A 20,646-nucleotide genomic window follows, 5' to 3' on the forward strand; every position below is an offset into this window, starting at 1 on the left:
GTCATCGAATATTTACACTGGAGAATTCCATGAGCGATCGCTATTGCGTATTGGGTCATCCGATTGGCCACTCCCGGTCACCGCAGATCCATGCGGCCTTTGCCGAACAGACCGGTGAGCGCATGACCTATGACGCCATCGAGGCGCCACTGGAGGATTTCGCCGATGCCTGGCGTGACTTTGTCGCTGCCGGTGGCCGCGGTGCCAACGTGACCGTGCCCTTCAAGGAAGAGGCCTATCGGCTATGTGAAGCGCTCAGTCCGCGAGCGCGACTCGCCGGTGCGGTGAACACTTTGATGCTGGATCGCGATGGCGAGACTTATGGTGACAATACCGATGGCATCGGGCTGGTACGCGATCTTCAAGCCCAGGCGGCGCCTCTGGAGAAGGCTCGTATCCTGGTGCTGGGAGCAGGGGGTGCGGTACGTGGCATCCTCGCGCCGCTGCTGGAGGTACGACCGGCGACCCTCATGATCGCCAATCGCACCGCCGACAAGGCGCGTCAATTGGCCAAGGAGTTTTTCGAATGGGGGGAAACCACCGGCGGTGGCTTTGATGAAGTGGTGGGTACCTTCGACTTGGTCATCAATGGGACCAGCGCCAGTCTGGATGGCGAACGCCCGCTGCTACCGGAGGATGTGTTCGCCGACGACGCCTTGGCTTATGACATGATGTACGCCAATGAACCCACGGCGTTCTTGCGTTGGGCCGCTGAACACGATGCCCGCACCGCGGACGGTCTGGGCATGCTCGTCGAACAGGCAGCGGAATCCTTCTTTTTGTGGCGCAATGTGCGCCCGGATACCGCTGCCGTGCGCAAGCTGCTTCGTCCGGGCAACGCCTAACGGCGTTTGATATAAAGTCCCAGAAAGCACATCACGAGCCCCACCACCGAGAGCAGCATGCCACCGTTCACCAGCAACGAGTGACGCTCGATGAAGGGCGTGAAGGGCTGCGGCTGCTCGCGGCAGGTCGTCGCCAGATAATCCCAGTGCCCCCCGGAGAGCTGGCATTCACGTATATCGCCGAGCTCCCAGAAATACACGCTCATCAGCATGATGAGCGGCAGAATCAGCACTAATGCCCCCCATCGCGTCATCAGCCCGGTCTCTGACAGTTGGGGGTCTTGCCTGAGGACTGGGCCTGCTGATAAAGACGCAGGGCTTCATCCATCTGCGCCTGCAGAATATCGATGCGCTGGCCGTGGCTAGGGTGAGTCGACATCCATACCGGCGGCTGGCCCTGATTGTTGGCAGACATGTTCTGCCACAGTTCGATACTGGTACGCGGATCGAAGCCGGCCTGGGCCATCAAATTCAGCCCCAGTGCATCCGCTTCGCTTTCCTGCTTGCGCGAGAAGGGCATCAGGATGCCGTACTGGGCGCCCATTCCGAGTAACCCCATCAATTGCTGGCCACCGGCGCTGTCGAGCCCTGCGGCGGCCTGTACCACCGATAGACCGGTCTGGGTGGCGGCCTGCTGCGAGACTCGCTCGTTGGCATGGCTTGCCAGCACGTGAGCGACCTCGTGACCAATCACGGTGGCAAGCTGATTTTGATCCTTCGCCACATTGAGCAAGCCGGTATTGACGCCAATATGACCACCGGGCAGCGCAAAGGCGTTGGCCGAGTCATCCTTGAACACCTTGACCTCCCATTGACCGCCGGACTCCAACTCCCCGGTAATGGCCTTGGCGACACACTGCACATAGGTATTGGTCTGTCCCTGGACTACCGGTAGTTCCTTCTCGTACTGAGCGAAGCTCTGCTGACCCATCTCGCTGAGTTGTTCATCGGAGAACAGTGTCAACTGAGAACGCCCGGTGGGCGACTGGCTACAGGCCACGAGTGAGATGAGCAATGCTCCTAACGCGCTACGGTTGATCCATTTCATGCGCTTTTTCTGTCTCCTGAACGTTGTCTGTCTGGACCGTGGTGGTGTTGAGCTTCAAGATACCCGGATGTCTTCCAGCGTCAACCATTGTCGACAAGGAGTTGCGTTTATGGATGCCGAACTCAGCCAACGGCTAGGTCTGTTACTCGATCGAGTCGAGGCCTGGTTGCCGCCCCAGCCGCCGCGACTGGATTGGTCGCGAGATATCGCCGCCTTGTGGCAACGTCATCCGCTTGGGGGACATTTATTGCCGGTGACACCGCGGGACGACGTGCGTCTGGAGGATCTGATCGGCATCGAGCGCCAGAAGCGCGCACTGCTCACCAATACACGCGCCTTTCTGCAAGGATTGCCGGCCAATCATGCACTGCTGTGGGGCGCCCGGGGCAGCGGCAAGTCGTCGTTGGTAAGGGCACTGCTCAATAGTCTGGCACCAGAAAGTCTACGACTCATCCAGGTCGATCGCCACGATCTGGTAGGCTTGCCTACCTTGGTTCACCATCTACGCGATACATCGCAACGCTTCATCGTCTATTGTGACGATCTCTCTTTCGAAGGCAGTGACGATGGCTACAAGGCGCTCAAGAGCGTGCTCGATGGCACCTTGACCGGCCCTCCGGAGAATGTGCTGCTGTATGCCACGTCCAACCGCCGCCATCTACTTCCCGAGTCGATCGATGACAATGCCCAAACGCACCTGGTCGGTGATGAGCTTCATCACGGCGACGCCGTGGAGGAACGGATCTCGCTTTCGGATCGTTTCGGTCTGTGGCTGGCCTTTCATTCCTTCGATCAGGAAACCTATCTGCAGGCGTGTCGCCACTGGGTCGCTTATCTGGCGCGGGATGAGCATTGGAGCGACGAGGCCCGAGAGGAAGCGCTGCGCTATGCCACCTTGCGCGGTGTGAGAAGCGGTCGCGCGGCCTGGCAGTTTGCCTGTCAGTGGGTGGGCAGTCAGGCAGGCGTCTAGCGACGACTCTTGCGTGCTTCCTTGGTTCTCGCCAACTCCCGCTTCTTGGCTTTTTCGCGGTCGCTGGCGCCGGCGTTGCTGTCGAAGGGGTTGTCGCCGGAGCGAAATTCGAAGCGCATCGGAGTGCCGCGTATCTTGAGCACCTTACGGAAGGTGTTGATCAAATAGCGCTTGTAGGCTTCCGGCAGGGAAGCGGTCTGGTTACCGTGCACGACGATGATCGGCGGATTGCTGCCCCCCTGGTGGGCCATGCGCAACTTGATGCGTCGACCATGGACCAACGGCGGTTGATGCTCGCTTACCGCGTCCTGAAGGAGGGTGGTCAGGCGGTTGGTGGACCAGTGCGCGGTGGCGGCCTTGAAGGCACGCTCGATTGAGGGGTACAGATCGCCCACCGCTGTGCCGTGCAGCGCCGAGATGAAGTGCAGATCGGCATAGTCGGCGAAGCCCAGACGCCGCTTGACATCTGCACGCATCTTGTCGCGCTGTTCGCTTTCCAGGCCATCCCACTTGTTGACGGCCAGCACCAGGGCGCGTCCCGAGGTCAGCACGTAGTCGAGCAGATGCAGATCCTGTTCGACCAGGCCGCTACGGGCATCGAGCACCACGATCGCCACATGGCATTCCTTGATCGCTTCCAGGGTCTTGATGATCGAGAACTTCTCGGCGATCTGGCTGACGTTCTTGCGCCGCCGCACCCCGGCGGTATCCACCAGTACGTAGGGCCGGCCGCGCCGTTCGAAGGGGATCTCGATGGCGTCCCGGGTGGTGCCGGCCTCATCGAATACCACTACGCGCTCTTCACCGAGCAGGCGATTGACCAGGGTCGACTTGCCGACATTGGGACGCCCGATCACGCCGATGCGAATACCCTTGTCGGTCGCTGGGGTGGCGTAGCCTTCACCGCGTTCGGGGAACGGTGCCAGCACTTCGTCGATCAGCGCCGTGACATTGCGTCCATGAGCGGCGGCAATGGGGTAAGGATCGCCGATGCCTAGCGTCCAGAAATCCGCCATGGCCGAGTGCTCTTCCAGACCATCGGTCTTGTTGACAACCAGCCAGGTCTTCTTCTGATTGACGCGCAGATGATTGGCGATAGCCTCATCGGCGACATTCAGCCCGGTCCGGCCATCGACCATGAACAGCACGATATCCGCCTCGTCGATGGCCACCAGCGACTGCTCGGCCATGGCGGCATCGATGCCTTCCTCGTCACCGCTGATGCCGCCGGTATCGATGACCGTATAGGACTTGTCGCCAAGCTGGCCGTTGCCGTACTTGCGATCCCGGGTGAGGCCGGGAAAGTCGGCCACCAGCGCATCACGGGTGCGGGTCAGGCGGTTGAAGAGGGTGGACTTGCCGACGTTGGGGCGGCCCACCAGGGCGATCACGGGGCTCATGGAGTGTGCATTCAATCCTGGGTCGATTCGATGTCGAAGGCGCTCAGTTCGCCATCGTTGGATAATACGAAGACGCGTCCATCCTCGGTCAGTACGGGGAGACTGATGCCGTCCCCGCCGATGTCCCGACGCCCGGCGATCTCGCCGTTACCCGCCTCGAGCAGATGAACATAGCCTTCATAATCGCCTAAGGCGAGATAGCCATCGATAAAGGCCGGCGACGTCAACCAGCGGCCTTCCAGCGCATCGGATTCCCACAGCAAACGACCGGATAGGGCATCCAGGGCCAGGACATGGCTGGCGTCATTGACCGTGTACAGGGTGTCGTCGACCAATAGCGGCGTGAGATAGCTCGATTCCTCCCGGGACCACAGGATTTCACCGCTGGTCGCTTCGAGAGCCAGTAGGCGCCCATTATAGCTGGTGACGTAAAGGCGACCGTCTCGGGTAAGGATCGGCTGACCGTCGAGATCCACCAGACGTTTCACCTCGCTGCGTCCCTGGGGGACGGCGACCCGCAGATCCCACAGCGATTGGCCGCTGCGGTTATCCAAGGTTACCAGACGACCATTGGCAAAACCGGCGAAGGTCACTTGCTCGATCACGCGCGGGGTGCCGGTGCCGCGTAGCGTCAGCGCCGGCTGGTTGGTGGTATACACCCAACGCTCTTCGCCACTGTTGCGATCCAGCGCCGTCACCGCCCCGTCGACACTTTGCACTACCAGTAGGCTACGGTTGGGCTGAGGCGCGGCAAGTACCTCGCTGGATACCCGAGAGCGCCAGAGTTCCGAGCCATCTTCCTGATCCAGTGCAAGCACCTGGCCGTTGCGGGTACCCAGATACACCTGATCGGCCACCGCTGTCAGACCACTGGAAACCGGCGTATCCAGTTCGATCTGCCACAGGGTTTCACCACTCTCGGCGTCGATGGCGCGTACCTGGCCGGATTGGTCCGCTGCGAACAGGCGACCGTCGTCCAGCGATGGCGTGATCGGGTAGCGCGCGATACCCAGGCCGTCTCCGATATCCTGATCCCACACGCCATTCAGTTCGACCTGAGGGGTGAAGGACTCGAGTTCCTTGGGGGGGTATTCCGGCTCGACCTTGCCGGCACAGCCGGCCACCAGAGTGATCAGCAGGGTGGGTACGAGCAAATGGGTAAGTTTCATAGCGTGAGGTCCTTCGCTCCCAGGTCGTCGAGTTTGAGCTGTACACCATAGACCGGCTGACCGGCTTCTTGGGAGAGTTTCAGCGCTTGTTGATAAGCGTCGCGGGCCTGGTCATCGCGACCCAATGCGACGAGGATATCGCCTCGGGTATCGGCGCGTTGAGCATTCAAGGCGTCGGGGACACCGGCCTCCAGCGTCGCGAGTGCCGTCTCGGCCTCGTCTTGGGCAAGTTGCAACCGTGCCAGACGCAGCCGTGCCAAGCCCTTGAGATAATCGCGATCGGTAGAGGCAATCAGCGCTTCGAGTGTCGTAATGGCAGATTCGTAGTCGTTGTCAGAGATCGCCAGGCGTGCTCGGATCAGCACGGCGAGATCCGCATAGAGGGTACCGTCATGATCATCGAGGAGCTCGCCGACCAACTGCTGGGCCCGGTCTTGAGCGCCGTCGTCCAGATTGTCCTGTCCGGCGAGGGACAACAGCTCCTGATAACGCAGCGATGCTGCTTCGGCCTGGCCTTCCTGGTAGTCCTGCCAGGCATTCCAGCCCAGCACGCCGGCGACGGCGATGACCACGCCCGCGATCAGCGAGGTGCCATTTTCCTTCCACCAGCGCTTGAGGGCCTCAAGCTGCTCTTCTTCGGTTCTTAGCTCCGCCACGGGCGGTCTCCTTTAAGTTCTTTCTGATGATTGGCCGCACACGCCGAGTTTTCAGACTGGATCTCAATGAATGGGCAGCGCTCATTCAGCACAGCAATTCTCTCAAGCGTTCGATCATCGCCGCTCGAGGCAGGGTTTCCTGATCGCGCTCTTCACGCAGAAACTTGAGCCCCAGGGTGCCCTGGTCGAGCTCGTCTTCGCCGAGGATCAGGGCCAGGCGCGCGCCGCTCCTGTCAGCTTTCTTGATCTGGCTCTTGAAACCGCCGCCACCGCAGTGTACCTGCAACGTCAAATAGGGCAGGGCGTCGCGCAGCTCTTCGCCCAGCAACAGAGCGTCGCGTTCGGCACGCTCGCCCATGGCCAACAGATAGGCATCCGGGCCACGTTGGCTTTCCGCGGGCACCAGATCCAGAGTTTCAAGCAGTAGAATCAGGCGTTCGACCCCCATGGCAAAACCCACTGCCGGGGTCGGTTTGCCGCCCAGTTGTTCGACCAGGCCATCGTATCGCCCACCGGCACAGACCGTACCTTGGCTGCCCAACGCCGTGGTCGTCCACTCGAACACGGTGCGCGAATAGTAGTCGAGCCCGCGCACCAGGCGAGGATTGATGACATAGGCGATGCCTGCGGCATCGAGCAACTCGGTGAGCTTGGTGAAATGGACCCGCGATTCGTCGTCGAGGTGTTCGAGCAACTGCGGCGCCCCGGCCAGCATCTCCGCCATATCAGGATTCTTGGAGTCGAGGATGCGCAGGGGGTTAGTCGACAGACGTCGCCGTGAATCTTCGTCGAGCAGATCAAGATGTGATTCGAAATAGTCGGTCAGTGTCTCACGATAAGCACGCCGAGCGTCGAGCGACCCCAGAGAGTTGAGCTCCAGAGTAACGTGTTCAAACAGGCCCAGTGCCTTCCATAGTCGCGCCGAGAGCAGGATGATCTCGGCATCGATATCCGGGCCGTCCAGACCGAAGGTCTCGACACCGACCTGATGGAACTGACGATAGCGTCCTTTCTGTGGACGTTCGTGACGGAACATCGGCCCTTGGTACCACAGACGTTGGGTCTGATTGTGCAGCAGACCGTTTTCCATGGCGGCGCGCACACAGCTGGCGGTACCTTCCGGGCGTAGAGTCAGGCTATCGCCGTTACGATCGTCAAAGGTGTACATCTCCTTTTCGACAATATCGGTGACTTCGCCGATGGAGCGCGCAAATAGCGCGGTTTGCTCGAGAATGGGGGTGCGAATCTCGAGATAACCATAGCGGCGCATCAACGACCTGATCTGTGCCTCGAAGTACTGCCAGAGAGGCGTTTGTTCGGGCAACAGGTCGTTCATGCCACGAATGGCTTGAATCTTCTTGCTCAAGGGGAAGCTCCTGACATACCGATCGACGGGCTATCTTACCCGCTACAGCGCGCCGCTGAAACGGTGCGTCAACCCTGGCGGACGATCATGTCCTCTTCCGCAGCCTGTTTTTCGCGCACCTTGTCGCGGATCAGACGTTCGAGATCGTCGACCAGGTGATCGTTGCGCAGCTTGGAAGCGGGCTTGCCGTCGATGTAGACCAGATTGGCCGGGTTGCCACCGGTCAGGCCGATATCGGTCTCCTTGGCTTCGCCGGGGCCGTTGACGACACAGCCGATGACCGACACGTCCAGCGGCGTCATGACATCTTCGAGGCGCGCCTCGAGTTCATTCATGGTGCCGATGACGTCGAAGTTCTGACGCGAGCAACTGGGGCAGGCGATGAAGTTGATGCCCTTGGAGCGCAGTCTGAGGCTCTTGAGCATATCGTAGCCAACCTTGATCTCCTCGACCGGGTCCGCGGCGAGCGACACGCGGATGGTATCGCCGATGCCGTCCATCAGCAGCATACCCAAGCCAATCGACGACTTGACGGTGCCGGAGCGCAGGCCACCGGCTTCGGTGATGCCCAGGTGCAGCGGCTGTTCGATCTTCGTGGCCAGTTCGCGATAGGCGGCCACCGCCATGAACACGTCGGATGCCTTGACGCTGACCTTGAAGTCGGGAAAGTCGAGGCGCTCGAGATGATCGATATGGCGCAGGGCGGATTCGACCAGCGCTGCCGGTGTCGGCTCGCCGTATTTCTTCTGCAGGTCCTTTTCCAGGGAGCCGGCATTGACACCGATACGAATCGGGATGCCGTTGTCCCGAGCTGCACCTACTACCGCGCGTACGCGATCTTCGCGTCCTATATTGCCGGGGTTGATGCGTAGACAATCTACGCCCAGCTCGGCGACCCGCAGGGCAATCTTGTAGTCGAAGTGGATATCCGCCACCAGCGGTACACTGACCCGGCGCTTGATACGGCCGAAGGCTTCAGCGGCGTCCATGTCCGGCACCGAGACACGCACGATATCGGCACCGGCAGCTTCGAGACGCTCGATCTGTGCCACCGTGGCATCGACATCGAGGGTATCGGTATTGGTCATGCTCTGTACCGAGATGGGGGCATCACCCCCTACCGCTACAGAACCAACATGAATCTGGCGCGACTTGCGCCGTTGTATCGGAGATTGAGCGTGCATAGGGCTGGTTCATTCTCCCAGATTGAAACGGGCGACATTGGTACCGGCGGCTCGGGTGTTGAGATCAACTTCCTCTCCACGATACCGCAGTTCGACGCCATCGGCATTGCCGATGGTCAGACGGAAGGGAGGTTCGCCTTCCGCGGTGGCCTCGGTGCCCGCTGCTTGCAGGCCGACCAGGATACGCTCCCCGCTGGCGTCGAAGACCTCGGTCCAGGACTCTTCATTGAAAACGAATGCCAGGCGCCGGCTATCCGGCGAGGCTGCAGCCGGCGCTGCCTCATCGTCTTCAGTGGTAGCAGCCTGTTCTTCAGACTGCGCCTCGGCCGACTCGTTCGCGGCGTCATTGGCATTATTGGACATATCCGGTGCAGTGTCCGGCTCGATCATGCTAGCGGCATCGTCGTCGCCAGTGGCCTCGTCGTTACCGGCTGACTCTGCATCATTGGCGGCTTCGTCGTTGGCGGCATCGTCTTCGACCAATCCCAGCTCTTCGTCTTTCGACGGTAGCGGCGGCAAGTCGCTATCCTCCTCGACAGCCGTGGAAGCGTTGTCGGTCGCGGTGCCACTGGCGTCATCGCTCATTGGCGCTTCATCGAGACTTTCCATCTCGGTGGTTTCGCTGAGTCCCAGACCATCAAAAATATCGTTGCCATCACGGCTTTGCCACCACAACAGGGTCAAGGCGATCAGGCCGAGAATCACCAGCACCGTGACCAGCTTGAAAATCCAGGGGCCGACGCGGGAGGGAGGCTTGGCGGTATGCACCGGCGTGACCTTGCGCTCGACTTCACCACGGCCATGCCGGCTGTTGTAGGCATCGACGACTTCGCGTTCGTCGATACCCATTAGACGGGCGTAGGCACGTAGATAACCGCGACGATAGGCGGAAATGGGTACTTCGTCGTACTGATCCCCCTCCAGCCCTGCCACCACTGCGGGGCGTAGATTGAGTTGTATGGCCACCTCTTCGAGGCTGAGTCCCTGACGCTCGCGCTCGTCTTTCAGCAGCTTGCCGGGTGATCCCGAATGCATGGGTTCAAAATCGGGTTGCTGTCGTTCTTGTATGTCGCTCATGGATGAGCCGTCCTCTTTGATTCGGGGTCAAGGTGCGTTTTGGGCATCGAGCTGGCGTGAATAAAAAGCGGCGGAGTCGTTGTCGCCTCGGGCTTGGGCAAGTTGCTCCGCCAACTGAAGGCTCTCGGAGGTGGCGCCGGCCAGACGGATGTAGGATTGCAACTGTTCCCAGGCCTGGGAATAGTTCCCTTGGGCATGATCGATGCGTGCCATCACCAGATAGCTGCGTGGGCTGCGTGGGTCGATGGTCTGGGCGCGGGTCAGGCTGGCACGCGCCGCCGGAATAGCGCCGAGTTCCCACTGACATAGTCCCAGATTGGTGAGTAGCTGGGCACGGTTGTTGTATTTGACATCCTGGGAGGCGCGCTCGAGTTGGTCGCAGGACTCTTCGACGCGGCCCTGGGAATACAGAAAGGCCGCGTAATTGTTGCGACCTTGCGTAAATGTCGGGTCCATGGCCAGTGCCTGGCGAAAGAAACGATCCGCCATGGCGCTTTCGCCCTGGCGTTGATAGAGCAGCGCCTGGACCTGCAACGCCTTTGGAGCGTCGGGATTTATCTCAAGGGCCCGGTCGAGTTTGGTCTGGGCGCGGGGTAAATTACCCTGCTCCATGTATTCGATGGCCATGGTGATGTTGAGCTTGAGGGCCTGGTCGATATCCTTTTCCGCGCTGTTCGAGCCGGATCCTGCATCGATGGCGCAGCCTGAAAGCAATGCTACGACGAGCAGCACGACCCATGGCTTGACAGGCATCGGTGAATAGCGAAATAGGCTCATGGAACCCTCTAGCGAGACCGCGCCAAGTATTAGGGAACGATCGAATTGATCAACCTTGGTATTAGATAAAACGTACTTATCAAAGCGTTGTAAACGATCGAAGTCAAGATCGCTCTATTATGGTTAATCGGCATCGATCTGAATTGATTGAATATAGCGCTCATGACGCCGGGTTTTATCCTTGACTCGCCCGACAAGTTGACCACAGGCGGCATCGATATCGTCGCCTCGGGTCATGCGAATCGGCGCCGTGTAGCCCAATTCGTACAACCACTGCTGAAAGCGCATGGCTTGATTACGTGAGGGCTTCTCGTAGCCCGAGTGCGGGAAGGGATTGAAGGGAATCAGATTGATCTTGCAGGGTAGTTCCTTGAGCAGTGCCGCAAGCTGTTCGGCGTGCTCCCGCTGATCGTTGACTTCCTTGATCAGGGTGTACTCGATGGTCACCATGCGTCGATCGGCGCATTTCGTCAAATAGCGCTGGCAGGCATCGAGCAGGGTGCGAATATTGTACTTTCGGTTGAGCGGCACCAGCTCATTGCGCAGTTCATCATTGGCAGCATGCAGCGAAATGGCCAGGCTGACGTCCAGTTCGTCACCGAGCTTGTCGATCATCGGCACGACACCGGACGTCGACAGCGTGACGCGACGCTTGGACAGGCCGTAGGCCATGTCATCGAGCATCAGCTTCATCGCCGGCACGACGTTGTCGTAATTGAGCAGCGGCTCGCCCATGCCCATCATCACCACGTTGGTCACGGGTCGGCTGAGGCTGTCGTGACGCGGGCCGGCGCTGCGGCACGCCACCCACACCTGGCCGATGATCTCCGCAGCGGTCAGATTACGTTGAAAGCCCTGCTTGCCGGTAGAACAGAAGCTGCAGTCCAGTGAGCAACCTACCTGGGACGACACGCACAGCGTACGTCGGCTACCGTTCTCGGAAGGAATCAGTACCGTCTCCACATAGCTGCCGTCCTCGACTTCCAGCACCCATTTGCGCGTGCCATCCTTCGAGGCTCCTTCGTAGACCACCCCCGGTCCGCGAATCTCTGCTACCTCGGCCAGGCGCGTTCGCAGTGTCTTGGATAGATTGGTCATGGCCTCGAAGTCGTCGCAGCCTTCGTGGTGAATCCATTTCATCACCTGGGTGGCGCGAAACTTCTTCTCGCCGATGGAGACGAAGAAAGCTTCCATCTGCTCCCGGGAGAGGCCGAGCAGGTTGGTGCGAGTAGCGTTCGAAGCGGTAGGAGCGGGTGCGGTCATGGGTATCGATACGTCGTGAACGGCATCTTGGAGCAGGGAGCGGGGGCGGCTTGCCCCCGCGGCGTCGGATCAACCGCGCGGGCAGATCTCGTCATTGCCGAAGAAGTAGGCCACTTCACGCTCGGCGGACTCCGGTGAATCGGAGCCATGCACGGCATTGGCGTCGATGGACTGGGCGAAATCGGCGCGAATGGTGCCGGGCGCGGCGTCCTTGGGATTGGTGGCTCCCATTAGATCGCGATTCTTGGCGATGGCATCATCACCCTCGAGCACTTGAACCATCACCGGCCCAGAGGTCATGAAACCGACCAGCTCGCCGAAGAAACCACGCTCCTTGTGCTCGGCGTAGAAACCTTCCGCCTGCTCCTTGGAAAGGTGCTGCATCTTGGCGGCAACGATCTTGAGTCCGGCCTTCTCGAAGCGGCTGTAGATTTCGCCGATCACGTTTTTCGCAACGGCATCGGGCTTGATGATGGACAGGGTGCGCTGATTGGCCATGCAGGATATCTCCATAAATGATTGAGGGATGAGACGGCAGCGCGCCGCAGGAGCGGCGCGGGGGAGTATGCTTCAATGAAATATCAAACAGCCATCATTGAAAATCGCGCCATTATAACGACTCGGTGCGGATAACGCATCCAGACATCGAGCAGGGTGCTCGTCTGCGATGATTCTCATACGCTGAAGCTTTCGCCACAACCACACTGATCCTTGACGTTGGGGTTGTTGAAGCGAAAGAAGCGGTTGAGCCCTTCCGACACATAGTCCACTTCGCTGCCGTCGAGCATGGTCAATGCCTCCGGCGCGACGAATACCTTGGCACCATGTTCTTCGAAGGTGACATCATTACTCGCCTCCTGGTCGGCGAAGTCGAGAACGTAGCTGTATCCGGAGCAACCGCTGGGCTTGACGGTCACCCGCAGACCCAGGCCATGGCCGCGTTCATCGAGTGCCAGGCGAATCTGCTGGGCGGCGGCGGGTGTAATCGAAAATTGTGTCATGAAAACCTCCTTAATGATGGAGCAGTGCGCTCAGCGCGTGCCTCAGTTCGGCCACCGCCGCATCGATATCCGCGTCGGTGGTGAAGCGGCCGAAGCTAAAGCGCAGCGACGTCAGTGCCCGCGCGCGCGGAACACCGATGCCTTTCAATACATAGGATGGCTCGACGCTAGCGGAGTTGCATGCCGAGCCGGTGGAAACCGCGATACCTCGCAGGGCCATCAACAACGACTCGCCGTCGACACCGTCGAAGGCGAGATTGACGATATTGGGCACGGAGGCATCGATATCGGTATTGCGGTGAACGCCACCGATGTCTTCAAGTCCATCGAGAAAACGCTGGGCGAGGGCGGCAATGCGAGTCTGGTCGGCGGCGCCTTCGGCTTGCGCCAGGGCAAAGGCCTCGCCCATGCCGGCGATCTGATGGGTCGGCAGGGTGCCGGAGCGCATGCCGCGCTCGTGGCCACCGCCATGGATCAGCGCCTCGACGCGAATGTCCGGGCTGCGACGCACGTAAAGTGCACCGATCCCCTTGGGACCATAGGCCTTGTGACCTGACAGCGACATCAGATCGATGCCCTGGCGGGTGACGTCCAGTTCGATGCGTCCCACCGCCTGAGCAGCGTCCACGTGCAAGGCCGAGCCGTGGGCGTGAGCTACTTCGGCAAGGGCGGCCAGATCGTTGATCGTACCGAGTTCATTATTGACCGCCATCAGCGACACCAGCACGGTATCGTCCCGCATGGCCTCGTCAAGCCGCGCAGGCGAAATGCGTCCGTCTTTTTCCGGTGTCAGCCAGGTGACGTCGAACCCCTCGGCTTCCAGCGCGCGTGCGGTATCGATGACGGCCTTGTGCTCGATGCTCGAGGTCACCAGATGTCGGCCGCGGGCCCGGTTGGCGCGCAGGAACCCCGTCAATGCCAGATTATCCGCCTCGGTGGCCCCGGAGGTCCAGACGATCTCCCTCGGATCGGCACCGATCAGATCGGCCACCTGACGACGCGCTCCTTCCACGACCTGTTCGGCTTGCCAGCCAGGCATATGGCTGCGCGACGCCGGGTTGGCGAAGACGCCCTCCAGGGTCAGATGCTGGCTCATGACCTCGGCGACCCTGGGGTCGACCGGCGTGGTCGCAGCATAGTCAAGATAGATGGGGGCGTTCATGGCCATGATCGTGTTCGTTGTCCTGCCCAGTAAAGTGACTCGATAGCGACAGTAACTCGAAAGCTAAAGTGACTCGATGGCGATCGTATCGCCGGTGTGCTGTTGCCGTTGACGAGCGGCAATGCTGCGTACTTCATGACGGTCGATCAGATCGCCTAGCGACACGCCATCGAGAAAGCCGTGAATCTCTTCGGAGAGTTCGCACCACAGATGATGCGTCAGGCAGGTATGACCCGCCTGACAATCCGCCAAACCCTGACAACGAGTCGCATCCACCGACTCGTCGACGGCATCGATGACCCGGGCGACGGACACCTGTGCCGGTGCCTTAGCCAGACGATAGCCGCCGCCGGGACCGCGCACGCTGGTGACCAGTTCACTGCGACGCAGCCGAGCAAACAGCTGCTCGAGATAGGAAAGAGAAATATCCTGGCGCCTGGAAATATCCGCCAGGCTGACCGGGCGTTGGTCGGCGTGCAAAGCCAAATCGAGCATGGCGGTGACGGCGTAGCGTCCTTTCGTGGTCAGGCGCATAGAGTATCAAACGCAAGAGTCGGTCGAATGATTAACAGTGAGTGGCCAACAAATATCGCCAAACGGACGAGAACCATCGCTATTCTGGCGTGACCTGGCCCTCATTATGAGAAAACCGAGTAGAACGGTCAACAATTCCCGGTGTGTCGTTCAGCGACCACCGTCTACCTGATGTGAAACGGCGGGCGACTGTTCGGTGGTCGCCGACGAGTCTTGCGAGTCAGACGGGCGATTCTCGTCAGAAGAGGATGGTTCTTGCCTTTGAGGATTTTTCTCGATGGGCGAGCAGGCGCTGTCGACATCCTCGAGAACGCCGGCAAAATCCTCGTCGCGCAGCTCAGGTAGCTGTCCTGAGCGGTAACTGGCGTCGAGCTTGCGCAGCGTGGCGCACATCACCTCGATGCGCTGATCCACCGCGTGCATATGATCGAGCATGGCTTGCATGGAATGGGCCACGGGGTCGGGCATGTCCTGACTCACGCCGTAGGCATCGAAGCCAAACTTCTGGCGCATCGCTTCACGGCGTTCCGGATCGAAGGCGGGTTCTTCTTCGACATCCGGTTCGGCTCGCTTGACGATCTTGCCGGGGATGCCGACCACCGTCGCGCCAGCGGGCACCGCCTTGGTGACCACCGCGTTGGAACCTATCTTGGCGCCCGCGCCGACGATAAAGGGGCCCAAGATCTTGGCGCCGGCACCAACGATGACACCATCCTCCAAAGTAGGATGACGCTTGCCTTTGTTCCAACTAGTGCCACCCAGGGTGACGCCCTGATAGAGCGTCACATCGTTGCCGACCTCGGCGGTTTCGCCGATGACCACCCCCAGGCCGTGGTCGATGAAGAAGCGCCGGCCGATCGTCGCCCCGGGATGAATCTCGATGCCGGTCAGCCAGCGGAACAGCGTCGACAGCGTTCGCGCCAGCCACTTCAGGTTTTTCTGCCACAGCCAGTGGCTCAAACGATGGGCGAGCAGCGCATGCAGCCCGGGGTAGTTGGTCAGCACTTCGAATACATTGCGGGCTGCCGGGTCACGCGCGAACACGCTATTGATGTCTTCTCGCAGACGGCTGAACATGAGCAATCCTTGTATGGGCCTGGTCGGCATTTTCGGTTGCCGCAACACTTGAATCTTTCATTATTGGGGTGCCTAGACAGCCCTGCAAGGTGTGGCCGGCACTGAAGCGGCGGCATTAGGAAAGCACTGAATAAATGCCTGCGCGACTCAATCACTGCGTTACGCGGTGCGCGGAATCCTCACATATACCCCATATGCTCCGGTTCCTGTGCTCCGGGTGCCTTGTCTTGCCTTCGTTCGCCTGTTTTGTAAACACCCTCTTAGCGAGCATTTTTGGCCTTTTTTTCCATGGCGGTCAGGATGCCGCGCAGGATGCTGATTTCCATTTGATCTGGCCGCGCGCGCAGATAAAGACGGCGTAGCCGAGCCATCAACTGACGAGGCTTGGCCGGGTCGTGAAACTCGACGGCGATCAAGGCACGTTCCAGATGGGTGAAGAAACGCTCTAGATCGTCATGGCTGGCCAGGGGGCTATCCCACTCGAGCCCGAATGTAGCAGGCTCCTTGTCGATCCTCGGGTTTTTATTAACCCCCGGCGGGGAGTCCTGCAGCCAGGCCTGGCGACATTCATAAGCCAACACCTGGACCGCCGCTGCCAGATTCAGTGAGCTGAAGTCCGGGTTGGCTGGAATGCATACGTGGCGATGGCAGCGTTGCAATTCGTCGTTGGTCAGGCCGCTATCCTCACGCCCAAACACCAGCGCTACCCGAGCCTCACGGCTAGTCAACTCGTCTGCCAGCGCATCGCTCAACTGACGTGGTGTGAACATCGGCCAGGGCAGAGTGCGCGAACGAGCGCTGGCACCGACGACCAGGGTGGCATCTGCCACCGCGTCGTCGAGAGAGGCATGAATGGGTGCGGCGGCGACCAGCGCATCCGCCCCCGAAGCCCGGGAAATGGCCTCACTGGTGCGTACCTCGCAGCGTGGCGCGACCAGCGCTAGGTCTGCAAGCCCCATGTTCTTCATGGCCCGGGCAACACCGCCGATATTGCCGGGGTGACTGGTGCCGACAAGCACGATGCGCAGTTGGGCGAGGGAGAAGGGACGATCAAGCATGCAAGGTGGTCATCCAAATATCGAAACGGGTTCCGCGCAGTCTATCACGGCGACGACAGGTGGCGATGGCGGCGGATTCTCGTGGCCCGAAATACGACTTTTTGCTAGGATGCCAGGCCCTAGCGTTCTTTAACAGTCATCGACTCCTCAAGGCCCGATCATGCATCCGATGGTCCAATTCGCGCTACGTGCGGCACGTAGCGCCGCCGAACAATTTCTTCGTGTTCGCGAGCGTATCGAAAACGCTCACGAAGATCACAATCTTCAAGGTTTGCTGGACGATAGTGCGCGCAATGCCGAGACATTGATCGTGCGCCAGCTTGCCCGCGGCTATCCGCAACATGGCGTTGTGGGTCGCTTTACACCTCATCGCGATGGCGAGGGTGAAGGCCGCGAGATTCTATGGAAGATCGAACCCTACCACGGCTATTCCAATCTCGGTGTGGCCGGCGACAGCTTTGCGTTGTCTCTGGTGTGTCTGGTCAAGGGTCGGCCTGAACACGCGGTGGTCATCTGCCCGTTCAGTGATGACGAGTACCTGGCCAGTCGGGGGCGAGGCGCCCAACACAACGGTAAACGCATCCGTGTGACCAAGGCGACTCACGTTGACGGCACACGCATTGCCATGGGCCTTCCGGAGAGCTGGCTACGTGCCCGTCATCTGCCGACGTACCTGCATCTAGTACAGCGCCTTGGCCCGCAGATCGATACCCTGACCGCGACGGGCTGCCCGCTGCTGGATATCGCCGAGATGGCCGCCGGGCGCGCCGACGCCGTCCTGGTGCTCGGGCTCGAGGAACAGGATAGTCTGGTGGGGTCGTTATTGCTCAAGGAAGCTGGTGCGCTGATGGGTGGCCCGGATGGCACCCCCAGCGTGAGTGTCGAAGGCAACCTGATGGCCGCCGGACCACGGCTCTACAAGGCGCTGGTGCAGGTGCTCAAGGCGTCGGCCTGAGAAGCATCTAAGCGAGAAAGCTTGTAACGCAAACCCCCGTTCGGTCGTGAGCGGGGGTGCGCTTATGATGCCTGTGATTGTTGCGTCTGTAGCTCGAGATATCGCCACGTTTTCAAAGATTGTGGGTACGCAACCAGTCGTCGATCATGGCGTGCAAGTGTGACCCCGAGAAGCTGGGGAAATGCCCGCCATGCACGGTGCGAGCCGGCAATTTCCGCAATCGTCGCAGGCTGGCGGCATAGTCGCTTAAGTTGCTGTGCCAGGTGTCTTCGATCAGGGGGCCATCGTAGATCAGATCGCCGGAGATCAAGATAGCGGTGGCGGCTTCCCACAGGGCGATGCCGCCGGGAGAATGCCCCGGTGTATGAATGACCTCGAAGCGCCTGTTACCCAGATCGAGAATATCACCATCCTCGAGAATCTCGATCCGTCGTGGCGGTTCAATCCGGTAGTGATGGTATTCAAAAGGGGATGGTGGCAGGGCCTCGAACATCTCATCGCCGAGGAAGGCCTTCGCCAGAGTACGCTCGCGATCCGGCGAGGCGAGAATATTTGCCTCGTCGGCATGCACATGGCAGCGATCAAACTCGCTGACGGCACCGATATGATCGAAGTGGGTATGGCTGGCGACGGCGATCAGATCGCGCTCACTGAGCAAAGGTACCTGTTGGCGCAGCGGTACTGCTCCCAAGCCGAAGTCGACCAGCAAGTCCCGCTCGCGACCGCGCACATGCCACAAATTGCAGCGGAAGAAGGGGCGAATCCAGGGTTCATCGATCAGCGTGATGCCGTCGCCTAAGGCCTGCGTGCGATACCATTTATCGGAGGCTATGCGGATCATTGTCAGTCTTTTCCTCCCTCATAGGCATGCACTCGCAGGATCGTAAATCCTTCAGGTAATTTTGGGCCCGTTGGCTGGTTTCGATAGCAGAAAAATCCAGTGGGGTAACCAGTACACCGGAAGGCTCGCCAAGTTGGCCTAGTACTTCTCCATCCGGATCAGCAATCAGGCTATTACCACAATAGTGCAGCGCCTCTTCCTGGCCTGCACGATTCGCGCAGGCGACGAAGCACTGATTATCCATGGCTCTGGCACGAATCTGTAGCCGTTGACGAGACGCGTTCGGATGCATGTTGGCGGTCGGCGAAACGATCAGCTGTGCTCCTTGACGCGCAAGGGCTCTGGCAATTTCAGGAAACTCGTTGTCGTAGCAGATCATGAGGCCAATGCGTCCGAGACGTGTATCGAGAACGCAATGGGCATCACCGGGACGAAAGTGCTGGTGTTCGCGACCCCATAACTGACGTTTGCGATAAGCGCCAAGCTGGGCGCCCGTGTCGTCCAGCAGAATCGCCGTGTTATACAGGATGCCATGCGGATCGCGTTCAGCCAGGCCAAAAATGATATGCAAGCCGTAGCGCTGGGCATAATCAGCGACTGCTCGACACAAAGGGCCGTCGAGTGGCTCCGCAAGCGTCGTGAGTTGGTCGAAGATGTTATAGCCCGTCATGGCCAGTTCCGGCAGAACCAATAACTCGGCTTCGCTGTCGACCGCTTGTTGGCATAGCCTCTTGAGAGTCGCAAGATTGGCCTTTACATCGAAACGTGCCGGCGCCGTCTGGGCGAGCATCATTTTCATCGTGTGGCCTCCAGTGAGTCATCACGGCCCTTACCGACGAACAGCCTTACCCCGGCCCAGTAAAGTGCGCCGGTAATCACGAACACCGGCAGGGAGGCACCGAAGGCCAGCGGCGCCATCAGCGACCAGTAGGCGGCAAGTGCAGCCCCGATGAGGTAGGCGCCGATGGCGAACGGCGCTGTGGCAAGGCCAACCTGGGTTCTGGATTCGAGCAGCTCCGCGTCATAGCCCTGGCGGCTGACGAGGTAGTAGTCGACGATCATCACCGAGAAGGCGGGAATGAACAGCGCCCCGATCAACAGCAGAAAGTTCTGGAATTGATCGAGAATGCCCGGAATCAATGCGCCGAAGACGGTCACGACGCCGATGACCAGCGCCGGCTTCCAGAAGCGCATGCCCGGTTTGACGTTCATGCAGGAAAGCGTCGCACTGTAGACCGCCATCACATTGGTAGTCATGACGGATAGAAAGATGACCAGTGCGGCGGGTAAGCCAAAACCGAATCCGCTCAGCAGCCTGGTGGGATCGTAGGTCTGCTCCATGCCGTTGAGGACCGAAATGCCGGAAACCGCTGCACCGAGACCCATGGCGATTACCGCCGCCAAAAGATAACCGGTATAGGTTCCCCAGATTGCGACGGCGCTATTCTTGCAATTGCGATTGTAGTCCGCGGAAGAGGATATCCATGAGAAGGCGGTGGCGATCACGATGTCGAAGGCGATACCCAGAGTGATGCCATTACGCGATTCTGGGGCCATGGTGAGCAGATTGCCGATATCGTAATGACGGTTGAGCTGATAAAGCACCGCTGCGGCGAGTATCACCATGAGACTGGCGGCCCAGCGCTCCACGCGCTCGATGCCCAAATGGCCTCGCAGCACGATCAGCACGACCACTGCCTCGCAGATCACCGTCATCAGCGCTAGATTGCTGTAGCCGGTCGTGCTGGAGATTGCATAATCAAGGCTCATGCCCGCCAATAGCGCTTGAATCCAGCTCCAGGCGATCAGTACGCTCATGTTGACGAATGAGATCAGTCGGCTGCCTAGCGGCCCATAAGCGCGGCGGGTGAGTACCATCGAAGGTAGCCCTGTATGCTGGCCCATCAGTCCCACGAGTAACAAGGGCACGGCCCCGATGAGTGACCCGATCAACACGGTCGTCATCGCGGTGGTAAAGCGCAGGTCGGGAACCAGCAGCATCCCCGTGAGGATTGTCGTTACCACGACATTGGCGCCTAGCCACAACGCCATGGTGCCGAAAAAACTCAGACTACGTGTCTGATGCTCATCCAGTGTGTCCTGGCCTAACAGTTTGTCGAACGAGAACATGGTGTTTGGCTCCACCTTACTATTGTTGTTGGGCTTTTACCGTCTGCGTGACTGTTGTCTTGGGGCTTTTTTTAGTCCGCAATGGCGCTTCGCAATCTACAGCGTTGGGCAAATGATGCGCGGGTACTTTTTC

Annotated in this window: 22 protein-coding genes; 3 read left to right on the forward strand and 19 right to left on the reverse strand. The window is 59.8% G+C overall.

Annotation, left to right across the window (positions count from 1 at the left end; translation table 11 throughout):
- Positions 1-29: 29 nt before the first annotated feature.
- A complete protein-coding gene (aroE, locus tag ACPF7Z_RS10915; RefSeq protein WP_425193274.1) occupies positions 30-845 on the forward strand; it encodes a shikimate dehydrogenase in 816 nt (271 codons plus the stop codon).
- Here aroE and ACPF7Z_RS10920 read toward each other — a convergent pair.
- Entirely contained in the window at positions 842-1,099 is a 258-nt protein-coding gene (locus ACPF7Z_RS10920; RefSeq protein WP_425193275.1) for a hypothetical protein, read from the reverse strand. The genes aroE and ACPF7Z_RS10920 overlap by 4 nt on opposite strands.
- Positions 1,099-1,893, reverse strand: a complete 795-nt coding sequence (locus ACPF7Z_RS10925; RefSeq protein WP_425193276.1) for a M48 family metallopeptidase — start codon at positions 1,891-1,893, stop codon at positions 1,099-1,101. Before ACPF7Z_RS10925 ends, ACPF7Z_RS10920 begins: the two co-directional genes overlap by 1 nt.
- Before the next feature lie 109 nt (positions 1,894-2,002).
- Here ACPF7Z_RS10925 and ACPF7Z_RS10930 point away from each other — a divergent pair, with 109 nt between their 5' ends.
- Positions 2,003-2,863: an ATP-binding protein gene (locus ACPF7Z_RS10930; protein ID WP_425193277.1), complete on the forward strand. Its 861-nt coding sequence runs from the start codon at positions 2,003-2,005 to the stop codon at positions 2,861-2,863.
- On the opposite strand, the gene der is transcribed toward ACPF7Z_RS10930, so the two are convergent.
- From der to ACPF7Z_RS11000, 14 genes are all read right to left on the reverse strand, one after another.
- Complete coding sequence (der, locus tag ACPF7Z_RS10935) at positions 2,860-4,263, reverse strand: ribosome biogenesis GTPase Der (protein WP_425193278.1); 1,404 nt, start codon at positions 4,261-4,263, stop codon at positions 2,860-2,862. The genes ACPF7Z_RS10930 and der overlap by 4 nt on opposite strands.
- Positions 4,264-4,274: 11 nt before the next feature.
- On the reverse strand, positions 4,275-5,432 hold the full coding sequence (bamB, locus tag ACPF7Z_RS10940) for an outer membrane protein assembly factor BamB (protein WP_425193279.1): 1,158 nt from the start codon (positions 5,430-5,432) through the stop codon (positions 4,275-4,277).
- Positions 5,429-6,088, reverse strand: a complete 660-nt coding sequence (locus tag ACPF7Z_RS10945; RefSeq protein ID WP_425193280.1) for a YfgM family protein — start codon at positions 6,086-6,088, stop codon at positions 5,429-5,431. Before ACPF7Z_RS10945 ends, bamB begins: the two co-directional genes overlap by 4 nt.
- A gap of 85 nt (positions 6,089-6,173) precedes the next feature.
- Positions 6,174-7,454 (reverse strand): histidine--tRNA ligase, encoded by a 1,281-nt coding sequence (gene hisS, locus ACPF7Z_RS10950; protein ID WP_425193281.1) that lies wholly within the window; start codon positions 7,452-7,454, stop codon positions 6,174-6,176.
- A 68-nt stretch (positions 7,455-7,522) separates the two neighbouring features.
- The gene (gene ispG, locus ACPF7Z_RS10955) at positions 7,523-8,638 is read right to left on the reverse strand and encodes a flavodoxin-dependent (E)-4-hydroxy-3-methylbut-2-enyl-diphosphate synthase (protein WP_425193282.1); all 1,116 of its coding nucleotides are present in this window, start codon (positions 8,636-8,638) and stop codon (positions 7,523-7,525) included.
- A 9-nt stretch (positions 8,639-8,647) separates the two neighbouring features.
- Complete coding sequence (locus tag ACPF7Z_RS10960) at positions 8,648-9,715, reverse strand: RodZ domain-containing protein (RefSeq protein WP_425193283.1); 1,068 nt, start codon at positions 9,713-9,715, stop codon at positions 8,648-8,650.
- A gap of 27 nt (positions 9,716-9,742) precedes the next feature.
- Positions 9,743-10,492, reverse strand: a complete 750-nt coding sequence (pilW, locus tag ACPF7Z_RS10965) for a type IV pilus biogenesis/stability protein PilW (protein WP_425193284.1) — start codon at positions 10,490-10,492, stop codon at positions 9,743-9,745.
- 123 nt (positions 10,493-10,615) lie between these two features.
- Entirely contained in the window at positions 10,616-11,755 is a 1,140-nt protein-coding gene (rlmN, locus tag ACPF7Z_RS10970; protein ID WP_425193285.1) for a 23S rRNA (adenine(2503)-C(2))-methyltransferase RlmN, read from the reverse strand.
- A gap of 69 nt (positions 11,756-11,824) precedes the next feature.
- Entirely contained in the window at positions 11,825-12,253 is a 429-nt protein-coding gene (gene ndk, locus ACPF7Z_RS10975; protein WP_425193286.1) for a nucleoside-diphosphate kinase, read from the reverse strand.
- Positions 12,254-12,429: 176 nt separating this feature from the next.
- Positions 12,430-12,756 carry a HesB/IscA family protein gene (locus ACPF7Z_RS10980; protein ID WP_425193287.1) on the reverse strand — a complete coding sequence of 109 codons (327 nt, stop codon included), beginning with the start codon at positions 12,754-12,756 and terminating at the stop codon, positions 12,430-12,432.
- Positions 12,757-12,766: 10 nt separating this feature from the next.
- Positions 12,767-13,918 carry an aminotransferase class V-fold PLP-dependent enzyme gene (locus tag ACPF7Z_RS10985; RefSeq protein WP_425193288.1) on the reverse strand — a complete coding sequence of 384 codons (1,152 nt, stop codon included), beginning with the start codon at positions 13,916-13,918 and terminating at the stop codon, positions 12,767-12,769.
- A gap of 63 nt (positions 13,919-13,981) precedes the next feature.
- Positions 13,982-14,452, reverse strand: a complete 471-nt coding sequence (iscR, locus tag ACPF7Z_RS10990) for a Fe-S cluster assembly transcriptional regulator IscR (protein ID WP_425193289.1) — start codon at positions 14,450-14,452, stop codon at positions 13,982-13,984.
- 150 nt (positions 14,453-14,602) lie between these two features.
- The gene (gene cysE, locus ACPF7Z_RS10995) at positions 14,603-15,529 is read right to left on the reverse strand and encodes a serine O-acetyltransferase (RefSeq protein ID WP_425193290.1); all 927 of its coding nucleotides are present in this window, start codon (positions 15,527-15,529) and stop codon (positions 14,603-14,605) included.
- Between the two features lie 260 nt (positions 15,530-15,789).
- Positions 15,790-16,587 carry an RNA methyltransferase gene (locus tag ACPF7Z_RS11000; RefSeq protein WP_425193291.1) on the reverse strand — a complete coding sequence of 266 codons (798 nt, stop codon included), beginning with the start codon at positions 16,585-16,587 and terminating at the stop codon, positions 15,790-15,792.
- A 160-nt stretch (positions 16,588-16,747) separates the two neighbouring features.
- On the opposite strand from ACPF7Z_RS11000, the gene ACPF7Z_RS11005 reads away from it, so the two are divergent.
- Positions 16,748-17,542, forward strand: coding sequence for an inositol monophosphatase family protein (locus tag ACPF7Z_RS11005; RefSeq protein ID WP_425193292.1), 795 nt, complete (start codon positions 16,748-16,750; stop codon positions 17,540-17,542).
- A gap of 112 nt (positions 17,543-17,654) precedes the next feature.
- Here ACPF7Z_RS11005 and ACPF7Z_RS11010 read toward each other — a convergent pair whose 3' ends face one another.
- The 3 genes from ACPF7Z_RS11010 to ACPF7Z_RS11020 are packed head-to-tail and all read right to left on the reverse strand — an operon-like array spanning position 17,655 to position 20,513.
- Positions 17,655-18,383 carry an MBL fold metallo-hydrolase gene (locus ACPF7Z_RS11010; RefSeq protein ID WP_425193293.1) on the reverse strand — a complete coding sequence of 243 codons (729 nt, stop codon included), beginning with the start codon at positions 18,381-18,383 and terminating at the stop codon, positions 17,655-17,657.
- The gene (locus ACPF7Z_RS11015; protein WP_425193294.1) at positions 18,361-19,182 is read right to left on the reverse strand and encodes a carbon-nitrogen hydrolase family protein; all 822 of its coding nucleotides are present in this window, start codon (positions 19,180-19,182) and stop codon (positions 18,361-18,363) included. The genes ACPF7Z_RS11010 and ACPF7Z_RS11015 overlap by 23 nt, the downstream gene beginning before the upstream one ends.
- Entirely contained in the window at positions 19,179-20,513 is a 1,335-nt protein-coding gene (locus tag ACPF7Z_RS11020) for a purine-cytosine permease family protein (RefSeq protein ID WP_425193295.1), read from the reverse strand. The genes ACPF7Z_RS11015 and ACPF7Z_RS11020 overlap by 4 nt, the downstream gene beginning before the upstream one ends.
- Between the last annotated feature and the right edge of the window lie 133 nt (positions 20,514-20,646).

This window comes from Halomonas sp. GXIMD04776 (assembly GCF_049808615.1).
Taxonomy (GTDB): Bacteria; Pseudomonadota; Gammaproteobacteria; order Pseudomonadales; family Halomonadaceae; genus Modicisalibacter.

Excerpts from the sequence above, each read along its gene's own strand:
- aroE (WP_425193274.1), top strand. The coding sequence starts at position 30 with ATGAGCGATCGCTATTGCGTATTGGGTCATCCGATTGGCCACTCCCGG.
- ACPF7Z_RS10920 (WP_425193275.1), bottom strand. The coding sequence starts at position 1,099 with ATGACGCGATGGGGGGCATTAGTGCTGATTCTGCCGCTCATCATGCTG.
- ACPF7Z_RS10925 (WP_425193276.1), bottom strand. The coding sequence starts at position 1,893 with ATGAAATGGATCAACCGTAGCGCGTTAGGAGCATTGCTCATCTCACTC.
- ACPF7Z_RS10930 (WP_425193277.1), top strand. The coding sequence starts at position 2,003 with ATGGATGCCGAACTCAGCCAACGGCTAGGTCTGTTACTCGATCGAGTC.
- der (WP_425193278.1), bottom strand. The coding sequence starts at position 4,263 with ATGAGCCCCGTGATCGCCCTGGTGGGCCGCCCCAACGTCGGCAAGTCC.
- bamB (WP_425193279.1), bottom strand. The coding sequence starts at position 5,432 with ATGAAACTTACCCATTTGCTCGTACCCACCCTGCTGATCACTCTGGTG.
- ispG (WP_425193282.1), bottom strand. The coding sequence starts at position 8,638 with ATGCACGCTCAATCTCCGATACAACGGCGCAAGTCGCGCCAGATTCAT.
- ACPF7Z_RS10960 (WP_425193283.1), bottom strand. The coding sequence starts at position 9,715 with ATGAGCGACATACAAGAACGACAGCAACCCGATTTTGAACCCATGCAT.
- pilW (WP_425193284.1), bottom strand. The coding sequence starts at position 10,492 with ATGAGCCTATTTCGCTATTCACCGATGCCTGTCAAGCCATGGGTCGTG.
- rlmN (WP_425193285.1), bottom strand. The coding sequence starts at position 11,755 with ATGACCGCACCCGCTCCTACCGCTTCGAACGCTACTCGCACCAACCTG.
- ndk (WP_425193286.1), bottom strand. The coding sequence starts at position 12,253 with ATGGCCAATCAGCGCACCCTGTCCATCATCAAGCCCGATGCCGTTGCG.
- ACPF7Z_RS10980 (WP_425193287.1), bottom strand. The coding sequence starts at position 12,756 with ATGACACAATTTTCGATTACACCCGCCGCCGCCCAGCAGATTCGCCTG.
- ACPF7Z_RS10985 (WP_425193288.1), bottom strand. The coding sequence starts at position 13,918 with ATGAACGCCCCCATCTATCTTGACTATGCTGCGACCACGCCGGTCGAC.
- iscR (WP_425193289.1), bottom strand. The coding sequence starts at position 14,452 with ATGCGCCTGACCACGAAAGGACGCTACGCCGTCACCGCCATGCTCGAT.
- cysE (WP_425193290.1), bottom strand. The coding sequence starts at position 15,529 with ATGTTCAGCCGTCTGCGAGAAGACATCAATAGCGTGTTCGCGCGTGAC.
- ACPF7Z_RS11000 (WP_425193291.1), bottom strand. The coding sequence starts at position 16,587 with ATGCTTGATCGTCCCTTCTCCCTCGCCCAACTGCGCATCGTGCTTGTC.
- ACPF7Z_RS11005 (WP_425193292.1), top strand. The coding sequence starts at position 16,748 with ATGCATCCGATGGTCCAATTCGCGCTACGTGCGGCACGTAGCGCCGCC.
- ACPF7Z_RS11010 (WP_425193293.1), bottom strand. The coding sequence starts at position 18,383 with ATGATCCGCATAGCCTCCGATAAATGGTATCGCACGCAGGCCTTAGGC.
- ACPF7Z_RS11015 (WP_425193294.1), bottom strand. The coding sequence starts at position 19,182 with ATGAAAATGATGCTCGCCCAGACGGCGCCGGCACGTTTCGATGTAAAG.
- ACPF7Z_RS11020 (WP_425193295.1), bottom strand. The coding sequence starts at position 20,513 with ATGTTCTCGTTCGACAAACTGTTAGGCCAGGACACACTGGATGAGCAT.